Below are 15,723 nucleotides of genomic sequence, written 5' to 3' on the forward strand. Positions count from 1 at the left end.
GGATTGCAAAGATACGGGGTTCTTTATGGATTGACAAACGTTTTTTCTTGTTCTTTTAGGGGTTGATTATCAGTTTACTAAACTTTGTCCGTTGCCTAAAATGGTGCAATAATACCTTGTTCATACGGGTATAGTCCGTACATTTAGCTACCGCCTGATCAACTATGCAGTAATGCTGATGTAAGAGTACGCTGTGAGGCAAACTCGCGACCGGGCCGAAAATTTAATGTGGTAATTCTGCGCTTTATAGTCCCGCGGCTAAGTCATTAAGCGTGACGACTTAACAATTTCTTTACGTAGCGCTCGCCTTTGCTTCGCGCCTTCTTTCCGAAAACGGCCTGAACCTTCGGGCTTGATTTTCCGTCTAAATCGAAGCAACTTTAAAAAATCAAGCAACTTCAATTCTGCTCATTTTTATACATAACCATTAATCCCAAACGCTCATGCAAGTAGTCAAGCGCGATGGTCGCCGGGAGTCGGTCAAGTTCGATAAAATCACCGCCCGGATCGAGAAACTGTGTTACGGCCTCGATCCGTCTTACGTTCAGCCCGTTGATGTGGCCATGAAGGTCGTGAACGGGCTTTATGACGGCGTGAAAACCACCGAACTCGATAACCTGGCTGCCGAAACGGCCGCTTCGATGACCACCCGTCATCCGGATTATGCGATCCTGGCCGCCCGTATCGCCATATCGAACCTGCACAAGGAGACAAACAAGTCGTTCTCCGGCACGATCAAGAAACTCTACCATTACGAAGATCCGAAAACAGGCGAAAACGCATCACTGATTTCGAAAGAGGTCTATGACGCTGTTCGGAAAAACGCAGCGCTGCTTGACTCGACCATCATTTACGACCGGGATTATAGCTATGACTACTTTGGCTATAAGACACTCGAAAAATCGTACCTGCTGAAAATCGACGGCCGGATTGCCGAGCGCCCCCAGCACATGCTGATGCGGGTTGCCGTTGGGATTCACATGGAGGACATCGATGCGGCTATTGAAACCTACAATCTGCTGTCAGAGAAATGGTTTACGCACGCAACGCCAACCCTGTTCAATGCTGGTACACCAAAACCACAAATGTCGAGCTGTTTCCTGCTGACGATGCAGGATGATTCGATTGATGGTATTTACGATACGCTGAAACAGACCGCCAAAATCTCGCAGTCGGCGGGTGGTATCGGTCTGAGCATTCACAATGTTCGGGCAACCGGTACGTATATCAAAGGCACCAATGGTACGTCGAACGGGATTGTGCCCATGCTGCGCGTCTTTAATGACACCGCCCGTTACGTCGACCAGGGTGGTGGAAAGCGGAAAGGCTCGTTCGCGATCTATCTGGAACCCTGGCACGCTGACGTTTTCGAATTCCTGGATATGAAAAAGAACTCTGGGAAAGAGGAACTACGCGCCCGCGACCTGTTCTACGCGCTCTGGACGCCCGATCTGTTCATGAAGCGGGTAGAAGCCAACGATGTATGGTCGCTGTTCTGCCCGCATGAGTGCCCAGGTCTGGCGGATTGCTACGGCGATGAGTTCGAAGCCCTGTACGAGCGCTACGAACGCGAAGGCCGCGCCCGCCGGACGGTGAAAGCGCAGGAACTGTGGTTCGCTATTCTGGAAGCGCAGACCGAGACCGGTACGCCGTACATGCTGTTCAAGGATGCCGCCAACAAAAAATCGAACCAGAAAAACCTGGGTACGATCAAGTCGTCGAACTTGTGCACCGAGATCATCGAATACACCTCGCCCGACGAAGTAGCCGTCTGCAACCTGGCGTCCATTGCGCTGCCGAAGTTTATTACGCGCGGTCAGGATGGTATTCTGCGGTTCGACCACCAGAAACTGTATGAGGTAACCAAGACCGCTACGAAGAACCTCAACAAAATTATCGACATCAACTACTACCCGGTTGAGGAAGCCCGTCGGAGCAACATGCGCCACCGGCCAATTGGTCTGGGCGTGCAGGGGCTGGCTGATGCGTTCATCATGCTGCGGATGCCGTTTGAGTCGGATGAAGCGCGTCGCCTGAACGAAGACATTTTCGAAACGATCTACTTCGGTGCCATGACGGCGTCGATGGAGCTGGCTAAAGTACTGGGACCCTACGAAACCTGGAAAGGCTCGCCGATTTCGGAAGGTATCTTCCAGTTCGATATGTGGGAACAGGATGGCCAGCCTGTACAACCAAAATCTGGCCGCTGGGATTGGGAAAGCCTGCGCAAGGACGTCGTTGAACACGGTGTCCGCAACTCGCTGCTGCTGGCGCCGATGCCAACGGCGTCGACCTCGCAGATCCTGGGTAACAACGAATGTTTCGAGCCGTACACGAGCAACATTTACACCCGTCGCGTGCTGTCAGGAGAGTTCGTTGTGGTGAACAAACACCTGTTACGTGATCTGGTGAAACTAGGGCTGTGGAATGACGCGATGAAGAACAACCTGATCCTGGCCAATGGCTCAGTACAGGCGATTCCGAACATTCCGCAGAATATCAAAGATCTCTACAAAACGGTCTGGGAGATTAAGCAGAAGCATATCATCGATATGGCTGCCGACCGGGGTGCGTATATCTGTCAGTCGCAGTCGCTGAACATCCACATTCAGGATTCGAACTTCGGCAAACTGACATCGATGCACTTCTACGCCTGGAAAGCGGGGCTGAAAACGGGTATGTATTACCTGCGTACGAAAGCCGCTGCCGACGCGGTGAAGTTCACCGTGGTACAGCCACAGGCCGAACCACAACTGGAACCCGTAATGAGCGAAGCGGCACCTGTCGAGAAGCCACTCGATTACGTACAATACGCGAAGGAACACGCTACCAACGCCCAGCCTATGCCGGTGCCGATGGTAACTGATCTCGAGCAGCAATATGCTGCCATGACCTGCTCCTTGGACGATCCAGAAGGCTGCGAAATGTGCGGAAGCTAGTATGCCTTTTCTTAAATAAAAAAGCCGACTATATAAACAATAGTCGGCTTTTTTATTTAAGAAAAAACTATATATAATTAAACTTTTATTCTCAAGAAGAAACTTAAATTTTTATGTTAATGTTTGTGATTTGTATTGGTAAATAAGTTTAATTCTTGGTTAAATTATTATATAAATGGCAACATTAAATTATGCAAATAGACTATCAAATATTCAAAATAGAAAATTTGATAGAGAACTGAATGAATCTTTAATGTCGAAATCGTTTAGTTCTGGTCAAATTCCTGATGATGTAAAGTATTTACTTGAATCAATGCGTCCTATTGATCAGAAATATAATGAAAAGACAATTACTGCCGCCGAAAGAGTTCAAACACATCTAAATAATGGTTTAGAACTCCATTTTGAAAGAGCCTATAGGACACAAGGTTCTGTAAAAACAAACACTAATATTAAAGTTCATAGTGACTTTGATTTACTAACAATTGTTGATAAGTATCATTATCCAGAAGTATTTACTGGCAATGCATATGTTGAGTCAGATCCAAACGAAGATATAAAAGAACTAAGACGACAATCAACTAAAATTTTAAAGAGTAAATATGATGAAGTAGATGATACTCACGAAAAATGTATTTCTATTTACAATAAATCACTTGGAAGGAAAGTTGATATTGTATTTGGCTACTGGTACAATACTGAAAAGTATTTAGAGAGCAGTGACGAATATTACAGGGGAATATATTTTTATAAATTTCCAAATGGCCCTAAATACAACAGAGCTGATTTTCCTTTTGCTCACATACACCAAGTGAATGTAAAAGGAGATATGACTAGAGACGGACTAAGAAGAGGAATAAGGCTTCTTAAGAATCTAAAGGCAGATAGTGAAGTAGAGATAGAAAGCTTAAAAAGTTTTCATATTACTTCAATTGTTCATTCAATGGATGAAAGTGTTCTGTGGTATACTCCCGGTGCCGAATTAGGCATTGCTAAAGCTGTATCAACTCAAATGCAACGTATTATAGATGATCCAGCCTACAGGAAAGGAATTAAAAGCCCTAATGGTACAGAAAATTCTTTAGAAAAGGATGATCTTGTTTCTGATATAAAAAAATTGAAAATAGATTTGGATACTCTCATTGAAGATGCTTCAAAGGATATTCTAAAAAGTTATGTAACTGAAAAAGCAATAATGACATATTAAAAGGGTTTGTTATGACTGATTTAAAACCAAAAATATTTATTGGCTCGTCTAGGGCTGGGTATGCAATTGCTGAAAAAGTTAAAAATTATTTATCTGATGTAGGTGATTGTTTCCTATGGAAAGAGCCAGGTATATGGGAGCCTAATAGAAGTACTTTCGATAATCTTCTTCGAATGGCTAGCTATTTTGACTTTGGTATATTTGTGGCAACAGCAGATGACTTAACTTTAACTAGTGATGATAAGTTAGTTGTTGAACCGAGGGACAACGTAATACTAGAGATGTCACTTTTTTTAGGAGCAATGGGACGAGACAAGTCTTTCTTGTTAGTTGAAAAAGGAATAAAACTTCCTTCTGACTTTGATGGTATCTATATGCCTCGTTTCGAAGGAAATGACGATGGTAGTATAGAAGGTGCATGTCGGGAATACGCATCAAAGATAGAAGAGCATTATAGACTTGGTCACTTGAGTCTATATCCAACTACTGCTTTAGCAATCGGTTACTACAAAAACTTTGTTTCAGGTTTAGTTGATAGTATACAAAATGCTGATACTCTCGAGATTGATGGTGTACGCTTTACTGATTTTACTTTAAAAGTTGTCGTACCTAGTGATTTGCAAGGGATGATAAGGGAAAAAGCTTCAATGTTTTATAGACGTCACGGATTTGTTGAAAACGCAATGAAGACAAGGTTCCGTAAACATCCTGCTTGGTTTCAGCTTGATTCTAAAAACGCACCACATGCTATTATGTATGATATGCCAAGTACATTAACTGGTATTGATGATGCGATAGAGATGATTTTGCAAAAAGGGCATCAGGGTAGAACCAAAATGCAAGAAATTATTGAACAAAGAGAACTTAACAACTTTAGAAGAGTTTTACAAATACAACTTGATAAAAGCCCTTTTGCTAAATCGACTGTAGAAATAATTGATGAATTTTAGTTGTAAATATTACTCAGTTATGCATAGAATCTGTGTCAGTTGTAACCAATGCTGTACATAATGGAATGCCGCTATGACCTGCTCCCTGGATGATCCAGAAGGCTGCGAAATGTGCGGAAGTTAGTCGAGTAGCTATAAAGAATGTAGTAAGACCCCGCCTAAAAACGGGGTCTTACTGTTAAAGCACTTTGCTGTGACTGAAGAAACATTCGTATTTTGTTTCGTTATTAACCTAGCTCATATGCAACCACGCCTAGATCGCACGGCTTTTCATGCTGGGACGCATGAAGAAACAGAACAGTATCATGACCGCTGTCAGCCGAAAACACATGTCGAACGGTTACAGGCTGCTGCTTATCTAAATAGCGTTGCCTTCAATTATGATTTAAACGATCCTCCTCGACTGGACCGGACGTTGTTCACCGGACGGCGCCATATTAACCGCAATGGCTAATATTTTCAACCTGGACTTTCGGGATTTTCTGCAGGCACTACGCCATCAGCAGGTCAAGTATATTTTAGTTGGTGGTTACTCCGTCATTCTGCACGGTTACAGTCGTACTACGGGCGATATGGACGTATGGGTTGAAAAAACGTCTGAGAATTATAGCCGACTGGAAAGAGCATTTCTTGAGTTTGGAATGCCAACATTTGATATGACGTCGGACAACTTCCTTAATAATAGCAATTTTGATGTTTTTACGTTTGGTCGCCAGCCTGTTGCGATTGATATCATTACGGCTATTAAAGGTTTAGAATTCAAGGCTGCCTTTGAGCAGGCAAAGGATATTGAAGTAGAAGGGTTAGTCATTCGGCTTATTCACTACAATGATCTTATAAAAGCTAAGAAAGCTGCTGGTCGTCCCCGCGATATCAATGACATCGATCATCTGACTAGGAAGTAGTTCATAGTTGAGAATTGTTATGTAAGTAGTACGCCGTGCGGTAAAAAGCCCCGCCATAGTACTTACGCAATAGATTGATAGCTTTGGGCTCAATCTATTCGCATGAATCGACGTACGTTCCTCGAACAACTATCGGCCGGGAGTGGCGCGGCATTAGCTGCTCCTCTGTTAACGCTTCCTTCTTTTGAGACACAGGCCAGTTCTCGGCTGATATCCAGCAACCCGACCGGTTACTCCGCTGATGTGATTATTGCCGGTGGCGGCCTTGGTGGTTGCGCGGCTGCCCTGGGCGCGCTGCGAAATGGCCTGACCGTTGTGTTGACCGAAGAAACGGACTGGATTGGGGGGCAATTGACCCAGCAGGGTGTCCCACCCGATGAACACCAGTGGATTGAAACGCACGGGGCTACCCAACTTTACCGCGATCTGCGCACCGCCATCCGGCAGTATTACGTCCAGCATTATCCCTTGACCGACGAAGCCCGGAAACGTCCGCATTTGAATCCGGGTGACGGGGCTGTATCCCGTTTGTGTCACGAACCGCGTGTGGCGCTCGCGGCTTTGTATCAGCTGCTAATGCCGTACTTGAGCTCGGGCAAATTGACGCTTCTACTGGAGCACAAAATCATTGGGGCTGACGTTGATGGTGATACGGTCCGGGCGTTGAAAGCCGTCAACCAGCGTAGCGGCAGGGACTATATTCTGGCGGGTCCGTATTTCGTCGACGCCACCGAACTGGGCGATTTGCTGCCCTTGACAAAAACCGAGTTCGTCACGGGAGCCGAGTCGCAGAAGGAAACCCGCGAATTACACGCGCCCGAAAAAGCCGATCCGAACAGCTGCCAAGCGTTTACAATGTGCTTTGCGATGGACTACGTGCCCGGCCGGAACTACGTTGGCCCTAAGCCTAAAGACTACGCCTTCTGGCAGCGTTACGTGCCCAACGTAACACCCGCCTGGTCGGGGAAACTGCTAAGTCTGAGCTACTCCAACCCAAAAACTCTTGAACCAAAACAACTGGGTTTCCACCCGGAAGGGATCAGCACGGGTGAGACGCTGAATTTGTGGAACTACCGCCGGATTATCAGCAAAGCCAACTTCAAGCCGGGGACTTACGCCGGAGATATCTCCAGCGTGAACTGGCCGCAGAACGACTATATCCTGGGAAACCTGATCGGAGCCAGCGACAAGGAGTTCAGGAAGCACGTTGACAACGCCAAACAGTTGAGTCTGTCGCTGTTGTATTGGTTACAGACCGAAGCGCCCCGCCCGGATGGGGGACAGGGCTGGCCCGGCCTGCGTCTGCGCCAGGACATTATAGGTACGGAAGACGGGCTGGCTAAATACCCCTATATCCGCGAATCACGTCGGATCAAATCCGTGTTTACCGTGCTGGAAGAACACGTTGGTGCGGATAATCGAGCCTTGATTACAGGGAAGAAAACCGGCAACACAGCCGCCGATTTCTACGACAGCGTTGGCGTGGGCTACTACCACATTGATCTGCACCCCAGCAGCAGTGGCAACAATTACATCGATTTCAGCTCGCTGCCGTTTCAGATACCGCTGGGTGCACTAATTCCCCAACGCGTAAAAAATTTACTACCTGCCAACAAAAATATCGGTACGACGCACCTGACCAATGGTTGTTACCGCCTGCACCCGGTGGAGTGGAGCATTGGCGAAGCAGTAGGTATGCTGGTGGCGTATTCGCTGAGTAAAAAAGTGGGGCCCCGCGCCGTTCGGGAGAACGAACAACATCTCCAGAATTTTCAGAAAATGGTACGATCACAGGGCATTGAAACCCACTGGCCTAAAGCGTAGGAATGGTCTATTCTTGGTAAATTTACCGTATTTTATTCCTTGTTAAGTGGTATTATTGGTGTAATAATTTTGTAAAGTGTTGTATTTGCCGTAATTAGCTTCTATTCTTTACTCGCTGAAAATGATTGCCCAATTCGCCACTCTTTCGTTTTACCAACCGGTACGTAGTAAACCTCTCACTAATCGACTCATTCAGGCTGCTTTCTGGATTTGGGTGCTGCAACTTCCTCTCCAGGTAGTTGCCCAGAAACTGAGTCCGAAAACGATGGATGCGCTGGTCGACAAGCAACTATGGCCGACCGTCAACGAACTGAGCGAATACGTAGCACTGCCCAACGACGCGGTCAACCCGGATGATATTACGAAAAACATCGCCTGGACCGAAAAGGCATTTGCCAAACGAGGTTTTACAACGAAGGTGTTGGCCACCAGCCACCAGCCTATCGTACTGGCCGAGAAGAAATTCCCGAAGGCGACGCAGACCGTGCTGTATTATTTTCACCTGGATGGACAGCCCGTTCGGGCTAATGAGTGGAGCCAGAAAGATCCATTTGTTGCGGTGATGAAGGAGAAAACCAACACCGGCGAGTTCAGAGAAATGACGGGCAACGTAAGGCAGGGACCTGTTAACGACGAGTGGCGTTTGTTTGGCCGTTCCACCTCCGACGATAAAGGGCCTATCATCATGATGCTGAACGCGCTGGATATTGTTCAGGCGCAGAAACAGACCCCGCCTTATAACATCAAAATTATCATCGATTCGGAAGAGGAAAAAGGTTCGCCGGGACTGAAAAGCGCCATCGACGCACACAAAGACAAGCTGAAAGCCGACTACATGATTGTGATGGATGGGCCGATGCACACGTCCAATCGACCAACGTTGTCGTTTGGCTGCCGGGGCAATGCCGGTTTTACCATTACCACTTACGGGCCCGTTACCCCCCAGCATAGCGGTCATTACGGAAACTACGCGCCCAATCCGGCCTTCCGGCTAGCCCGGCTGATTGCGTCCATGAAAGATGAGCAGGGTAGGGCGCTGGTCGAGGGGTTTTACGATGGCATTACGTTCGACGATGAGAGCCGGAAAATTATGGCCGCTGTACCCGATAAAAAAGAAGGTATCAACAAAAGCTTACTGATCGTCAACGAAGACAAAGTCGGGACAAGTTACCAGGAATCGCTGCAATACCCGTCGCTGAACGTGCGGGGCATGAAGTCGGCGGAGATTGGAAAAGGGGCGGCTACCATCGTACCGGCCGAGGCCACCGCTCTGTTCGATATTCGACTGGTGCCCGAAACCGACGGTCAGCGTATGGTTGACCTGGTGAAAAAGCACATTGAAAAGCAGGGCTATACCGTGCTCGATCACGCGCCCACGCCCGAAGAACGGCTTAAATACGACCAGATCGTTTTCTTTGAAGGCAACGCTGGTACGCCCGCCTTTCGGACCGACATCAATAGCTCCATTGGCCGTTGGCTGCGGGAATCGATTAATCGGAGTTTTGAGCAGGACCCCGTTATGATCCGGATTATGGGCGGTACTGTCCCGGTCGTGCCCTTTATTCAGGCGCTAAACATTTCGGCCGTCATTGTACCGCTGGTGAACATGGATAATAACCAGCACAGCCCGAATGAAAACCTGCGGCTGGGAAATCTCAGAACTGGTATCAAGACCTGCCTGTCGCTGTTAACAACGCCCCTTACTTCTTCCCCAGCTCAATCACCTGCATATCGCTGATGCGTCCGGCGTCGAGGGTAAATCGAATGGCGGTGCGCATTTTATGAAAACCCGTTTTGCCTGCCGCGCCAGGGTTGAGGTACAGCATGTTGTTCAGCGTAGCGTCGCGCAAAACTTTCAGAATGTGCGAGTGGCCGCAAACAAACAGATCCGGGGGGGCTGCCTGCAAAATAGGCCGTACCTCCGGATTATAGCGGGGGGGCGCTCCGCCAATGTGCGTCATCCAGACGGTAAACCCTTCAATTGTAAACCGCTGATTGGCGGGCAAATCGCTGCTTACCGGATCAATATTTCCACTAATGATACGTAGCGGACGGAAGTCCCGCAGCTGTGTTAGCACGTCCAGCGCGCCCACATCGCCCGCGTGCCATACTTCGTCGCAGGCGTCGAAGTGGTTGAAAAGCTGGGGGTCCAGGTAACTGTGCGTATCGGAGAGTAAGCCAATGCGGGTCATATCGATTGCGTAAAAGCGAGTGGCAAAAATCGACACTTTTTGCCACTCCTCTAGTATGGTCTGCCTTACGTGGTGGCCGTTGTTTTTGCCATCGTGCTATTCAAATCAGCGCGAATTTGCTTTTTGTCAATCTTGCCAACGCTCGTTTTAGGAATAGCTGATACGATATGAACACTGTCGGGTACGTACCATTTGTTCAGCTCACCCTTGTCCACCTTTGACTGTAGTTGCTGTTTGATGCTGACTTCGGTCAGTTCGAAGCCGGGTTTGGGAACAATCAGGGCATGGGGACGTTCGCCCCAGCGCTCGCTGGTGATACCTACAACGGCTGATTCCGCAATGCCTTCCAACTGAGATAGTACGTTTTCCATATCCAGCGACGAAACCCACTCCCCGCCCGTTTTGATTACGTCTTTCAGCCGGTCGGCAATCTGCACCCAGTTGTCAGGTGAGATACTCGCCACATCGCCGGTATGCAGCCAGCCACCCTGCCAAAGCGCCACTTCCCGTTCGGGGTCTTGGTAATACCCCTGCGTGAGCCACGGAGCACGCACCAACAGTTCGCCTACCGACTGGCCATCGTGCGGTACGTCGTTCCCGGCATCGTCGAGCAATTTAAATTCAACGAAGGGAGCCGTGCGCCCGGCCCGGGTACGCAAGGCAAGCTGTTCGTCGCCGGTTTGGTTACGTTCGGTATCGTTCAGGTGCGTAAGGGCCAGCACTGGAGCCGTTTCCGACATGCCGTAACCCTGGTAAATCTGAATGCCCATGGCTGTGGCGGCCTGCGCCAGACCCCGCGTGAGCGCCGAGCCGCCAATGATTACTTTCCAGTGACTCAAATCAACCTGTTGCGCAGCCGGGCAGGCCAGGATCATACCCATTACCGTTGGGACGCAGTGGGAGAGAGTGATCTGTTCGTTGCCCAGCAATTTTACCAGCATATCGGGCTCATACCGACCGGGATAGACCTGCTTGGTGGACAGCATTGTTGCCAGAAACGGGAACCCCCAGGCATGAACGTGGAACATAGGCGTCAGAGGCATATACACATCCGACAGCGACGAAAACGGTACGGCCTGATAACCACAGACGTAGGTCGCCAGTCCCATCGTGTGCATGAACAGCTGCCGGTGTGAGAAATACACCCCTTTCGGGTTCCCGGTCGTACCCGTCGTGTAGAACGTAGTGGCCCAGGTATTCTCGTCAAAATCCGGAAAGTCGTAGTCGGGGGAGTTATCGGCCAGCAGGGCTTCGTACTCACCGGCAAAGTTGGCAGGAACGTCTGGCGTCGCGCCGGTATAGACTTTATCCGACAGCAGGACAAAGGACTCAACCGTTGTGAGCTGGTCCTGAACCGCGTTTAGAATCGGCAGAAAATCTTCGTGAATCAGCACCATCTTATCCTCTGCGTGATTCATCGTATAGAGAATCTGCGCGGGCGATAGCCGAACGTTTACCGTGTGCAGAATGGCCCCCAGACTCGTTACGCCGAAAAAGCATTCAAGATACCGGTGGCTATCCCAGTCCAGCACCGCTACAGTGTTCCCTGGCTGCACGCCCAGCGCTGTCAGCGCATTGGCCAACTGGCGAACGCGCTCGTTGAACCGGACGTAATCCATCCGAAACAAATCCCGATAGATGATTTCCCGCTGCGGCTCATATTTCAGTGACTGAGCCAGCATGGATTTGATCAGAATGGGTGGCTCGTAGGCTTCTTCGGCCCGGGGAATCAGCTTGGTCTGGATCATGGCAAGTAGGGTTTTTCTTAGAACGAGTATGTACTACGTGAAATTAAACAATAGAAAGAAAAAATAGTAAATAAGAAAAGGCCCGGTCGCTAAACCGGGCCTTCGCCAGAAAAGATATACAAACAGAACTTACAACAGCAATCCTGCCAGCGTAGCTGACATATAACTGGCTAACGTACCGCAGATCAGTGCCTTGAAGCCCAGACGCGCCAGATCACTTCGGCGTTGGGGGGCCAGTTCGCCAATACCACCCACCTGAATGGCAATGGAGCTGAAATTGGCAAAACCGCAAAGGGCAAAGCTGGTAATGGCGATGGTTTTGGGATCGAGCGTTTCCCGTACCTTGATTAATTCAAGGTACGCCACAAATTCATTGACCACCATTTTGGTACCCATCAGCGATCCGGCGATTTCGACATCTTTTGACGGTACGCCCATAGCCCAGGCGAAAACGGAAAATAGTTTGCCCAGCAGGAAATTCATGCTGAGGTTATCCATATTCAGGACGTAGAAGCCCAGCCGAAACAATAGGCTGTCGATCAGCGCAATCAGGGCAATGAAGCCAATCAGCATGGCAATCACGTTGAAGCCAACTTTCAGGCCCTCGCTGGCACCGGCAGCAATAGCGTCGAGCAGGTTTGCGTGCGATTTCTTAATCTCAACCTTAACGGTACCCTGCGTTTCGGAAACCTGCGTTTCGGGCATTACAATCTTACTGATCACCAGCGCGCCCGGAGCGGCCATGATACTGGCCGCCAGCAGATAAGGAGCCGGAACGCCCAGCGAGATGTACACGGCCAGAACCCCGCCGGCAATACAGGCAAACGAGCCCGTCATACTAGCCAGCAGCTCCGAGTTAGTCATGCCATTCAGGTAGGGCTTGATCATAATCTGCGCTTCGACCTGTCCCACAAACGTACTGGCTACGTTTGACAAGGCCTCGGCACCGCTTACGCCCATCAGCCACTTCATGGCCCGCGCCATAATGGCCACAACGCGCTGCATGATACCCAGGTGGTAGAAGATGTTAACGAGTACGGCTACGAAGATGATAGTTGGGATAATCTGAAAAAAGAAGATCAGGTTGTTGTCGCTCCCGAAGGCCTGGGAGAGCAGATATCGTTTAACAAGGGGGCCAAAAACGAACTCTGCCCCCGAACCTGCTTTCTGGAGCAGACGATCGACGTAATAACCGAGCCCCTGGAAGAGATCACGGCCAATATCTGTTTTAAGAACAAAGACGGCTAACCCGAACTGGAGGGCCAAACCTACACCAACAGTGCGATAGTTGATGGCTTTGCGGTTATCGGAGAGGGCATAGGCAATACCCAGAATCAATACGATGCCAATAAGGCCTGTAAAACGATCCATTCAATAATGACGAGCTTACGGTTAAGTTGGCGAAGTTACAAAGGAAAAAGGGAGAATGACGTAGCCGAGACCTACTCATCCTCCCTTTTATGGGTTCATAACGGCTTAAATATCCGCAATAGCGCGCTCGGCGTTCTCCTGATATTCCGTTTCGATCTGTGCAATCTCCGTTTCTTTTACGGTAGTGAATAGCTGTGCATCGGTAAGGTCTTTTTCGGTGACATCGAAAAAGCGCTCATGCATATTGAACGGCTCGGTCCCTTCGGCCACTTCGCACTTCGTGAATGAACCGTCTTCGTTCAGTTCGTAGGCGTTCATATTGTCGAGCAGGTTGTACTTCAGAATCAGAATAGTCTGCTGTTTAACGCGCTGATCGGCCAGGAAGAACAGTGACTCGATCCGGCGATCAAAGCTACGTACCATAACATCAGCGCTACCTCCGTACACTTTTGGGTCGCCGTTATTGTGGAAATAATAAATCCGGGTATGCTCCAGGAAATCGCCGACAATGGAGCGAACGGTAATATTCTCGCTCAAGCCTTCGCGTTTTGGCCGTAGGCAGCAGATGCCCCGCACGATTAGGTGAATTGGTACACCAGCCTGCGACGCCTGATATAGCTCGTCAATTATCTGTTTATCCTCCAGCGAATTGACCTTGATGCATATGCCGCTCGGCAGGCCATGCTGGGCGTTGGTCGCTTCGGCCTGAATTAACTGGATCAGCTGTTCGCGCATACCGCGTGGTGCCGTAATCAGGTATTGGTAATCGTTCGGCAGTGAGTGGCCGGTGATAACGTTGAAGAACTCCGAAATGTCATGTGTGTACACTTCATTAGTCGTCAGCAGACCAATGTCGGTGTAAAGTTTCGAGGTGTCTTCGTTGTAATTCCCCGTGGCCATGTGAGCGTATCGGGCTACCCGGCTGCCTTCATTACGGACAACCAGCAGCAGCTTCGTGTGCGTCTTGAATCGACTAATCCCGTAGATGACAAAACAACCCGCTTTTTGCAACTTCTGGGCTTCACGAATGTTGTTTTCTTCGTCGAAACGGGCTTTTACTTCGAACAGGACCGATACGTGTTTGCCGTTCTCGGCCGCTTTCAGGAGGGCCTGCGTAATCCGGGAGCGTTTGGCGAGCCGGTACACGGTAATCTTAATCGCCAGTACGTTCGGATCTTCGGCGGCCTGTTCCAGCAGTTGGAGAACCGGCTCGAAGTTGTTGTACGGGTGGTGCAGCAGCAGATCGCGCTGCTTGATTATATCAAAAATATCGTCGGCCTTATCGCGGTTGTAACCAATCGGAGGTACGGGCGCGTGGGGCCGGGGCATGTCATCCTTGAATTCGGGATTACCGATGATTTGCCAGAAAGCCGAAAAATCGAGCAGACTTTTCGATTCAAAAATGTTGAGATCGTCCAGTTCCCATTTTTTCTTGAGTAGATTCAGCAGCCAGACTGAGCTGGGGGTATGCTCCGCAGCTGATTCAATTTCAACGCGGGTAACCCGGCCAAGCCGCCGGTTCTTGATTTTCTGCCGTACTTCGTCGATGAAATCAACTTCGTCGTCGTCGTTTTCATCGAGCGTAAAATCCCCGTTCCGGGTTATCCGGAAGAGGTGAACCGACGTAATGTCGATGTTCCGGTACAGCTTTTTGATGTGGTGCCGGATAATGGCTTCAATGGGCAGAAAGGCTACGGTCTCGTCCCGGTCGAAAGCCATGAACCGGGGCAGGTTGGCTGGAATCTGCACGAACGACAGCCGCTGGCGGTCGTCTTCGTCGTCTGCCGTGGTTGAGAGCAGTGCGTTTTTATCCGGGTCCTGCGTGATCACACCAAAGATTAATACTTTAGTCAGCAGTACCGGAAACGTATGCGTATAGTCATACAGCATCGGAGTCAGCGTAGGGTAGATGGCCCGGTCGAAATAGTTTGTTGCTTCCTCCTGTTCTTCTTCCGTGAGCTGATCGTACTCAATCAGCTGCAGGCCGTTCTCCGGAAAGAGTGGTAGTAATTCTTCCGTAAATAGCTGCTGCTGCTGCTGCACAAACTGCTGGGCTGCCGTGAACAAGGCTTTACGGAAAGGGCCTTCCCGCAAGCCTGAATAATCAACGCGCTGCTTATGGTAATCCAGGTAATTATAGAGGCTACCCACCCGAATCATAAAAAACTCATCGAGGTTGGAGGCCGAAATAGCCAGAAATTTCAGCCGTTCCAGCAGGGTTCGGTGCTCGGGCAATTGCGGGTAGTCGCGCGCCTGATCAAGCACCCGTTCGTTAAATTTAAGCCAGCTCAGGTCGCGGCTCAGGTAATTACTCTGGTCGATTACGCTGCTGACTTTTTCGCTTACTTTAGCCATTTTGTCGGTTGTCTGCGTTGGCTTATCAGTCGGTCGGTTCGTAAACCGGGAAACCAGGTTTCCCAGTAGTCGGTTAGGATCTAATGGATGGCGCATAGCGGTCAGGATCATTCAGAACCCGACTGACGAGGTCGGATTGTTAATGCTTGTATAATGCCCGATCCGGCGGACCAGCGGCAATGTGTATTATTTATTTCGTCAAAAATCTTCTTCAGCTAAGCACGAATACCGG

Annotated in this window: 10 protein-coding genes; 6 read left to right on the forward strand and 4 right to left on the reverse strand. The window is 49.3% G+C overall.

Annotated elements, in window-relative coordinates:
• Positions 1-443 precede the first annotated feature (443 nt).
• From HU175_RS09535 to HU175_RS09560, 6 genes are all read left to right on the forward strand, one after another.
• Positions 444-2,939 carry a ribonucleoside-diphosphate reductase subunit alpha gene (locus HU175_RS09535; protein WP_176566372.1) on the forward strand — a complete coding sequence of 832 codons (2,496 nt, stop codon included), beginning with the start codon at positions 444-446 and terminating at the stop codon, positions 2,937-2,939.
• 175 nt (positions 2,940-3,114) lie between these two features.
• Positions 3,115-4,146, forward strand: a complete 1,032-nt coding sequence (locus tag HU175_RS09540; protein WP_176566373.1) for a hypothetical protein — start codon at positions 3,115-3,117, stop codon at positions 4,144-4,146.
• An 11-nt stretch (positions 4,147-4,157) separates the two neighbouring features.
• Positions 4,158-5,096, forward strand: a complete 939-nt coding sequence (locus tag HU175_RS09545) for an STING domain-containing protein (protein WP_176566374.1) — start codon at positions 4,158-4,160, stop codon at positions 5,094-5,096.
• A 446-nt stretch (positions 5,097-5,542) separates the two neighbouring features.
• Positions 5,543-6,001 carry a nucleotidyltransferase gene (locus tag HU175_RS09550; RefSeq protein WP_176566375.1) on the forward strand — a complete coding sequence of 153 codons (459 nt, stop codon included), beginning with the start codon at positions 5,543-5,545 and terminating at the stop codon, positions 5,999-6,001.
• A 102-nt stretch (positions 6,002-6,103) separates the two neighbouring features.
• Positions 6,104-7,825: an FAD-dependent oxidoreductase gene (locus tag HU175_RS09555; protein ID WP_176566376.1), complete on the forward strand. Its 1,722-nt coding sequence runs from the start codon at positions 6,104-6,106 to the stop codon at positions 7,823-7,825.
• 121 nt (positions 7,826-7,946) lie between these two features.
• A complete protein-coding gene (locus tag HU175_RS09560; RefSeq protein ID WP_176566377.1) occupies positions 7,947-9,563 on the forward strand; it encodes a M20/M25/M40 family metallo-hydrolase in 1,617 nt (538 codons plus the stop codon).
• On the opposite strand, the gene HU175_RS09565 is transcribed toward HU175_RS09560, so the two are convergent.
• The 4 genes from HU175_RS09565 to ppk1 form a co-directional block, all read right to left on the reverse strand.
• Positions 9,526-10,017 carry a metallophosphoesterase family protein gene (locus HU175_RS09565; protein WP_176566378.1) on the reverse strand — a complete coding sequence of 164 codons (492 nt, stop codon included), beginning with the start codon at positions 10,015-10,017 and terminating at the stop codon, positions 9,526-9,528. The two genes, HU175_RS09560 and HU175_RS09565, sit on opposite strands and share 38 nt — an antisense overlap.
• A 65-nt stretch (positions 10,018-10,082) precedes the next feature.
• Entirely contained in the window at positions 10,083-11,765 is a 1,683-nt protein-coding gene (locus tag HU175_RS09570; protein ID WP_176566379.1) for a fatty acid--CoA ligase, read from the reverse strand.
• A 129-nt stretch (positions 11,766-11,894) separates the two neighbouring features.
• Entirely contained in the window at positions 11,895-13,136 is a 1,242-nt protein-coding gene (locus tag HU175_RS09575) for a NupC/NupG family nucleoside CNT transporter (RefSeq protein ID WP_176566380.1), read from the reverse strand.
• 105 nt (positions 13,137-13,241) lie between these two features.
• Positions 13,242-15,587: a polyphosphate kinase 1 gene (gene ppk1, locus HU175_RS09580; protein ID WP_176566381.1), complete on the reverse strand. Its 2,346-nt coding sequence runs from the start codon at positions 15,585-15,587 to the stop codon at positions 13,242-13,244.
• Between the last annotated feature and the right edge of the window lie 136 nt (positions 15,588-15,723).

It is taken from the genome of Spirosoma sp. KUDC1026, from assembly GCF_013375035.1.
In the GTDB taxonomy this organism is placed as follows: Bacteria; Bacteroidota; Bacteroidia; order Cytophagales; family Spirosomataceae; genus Spirosoma.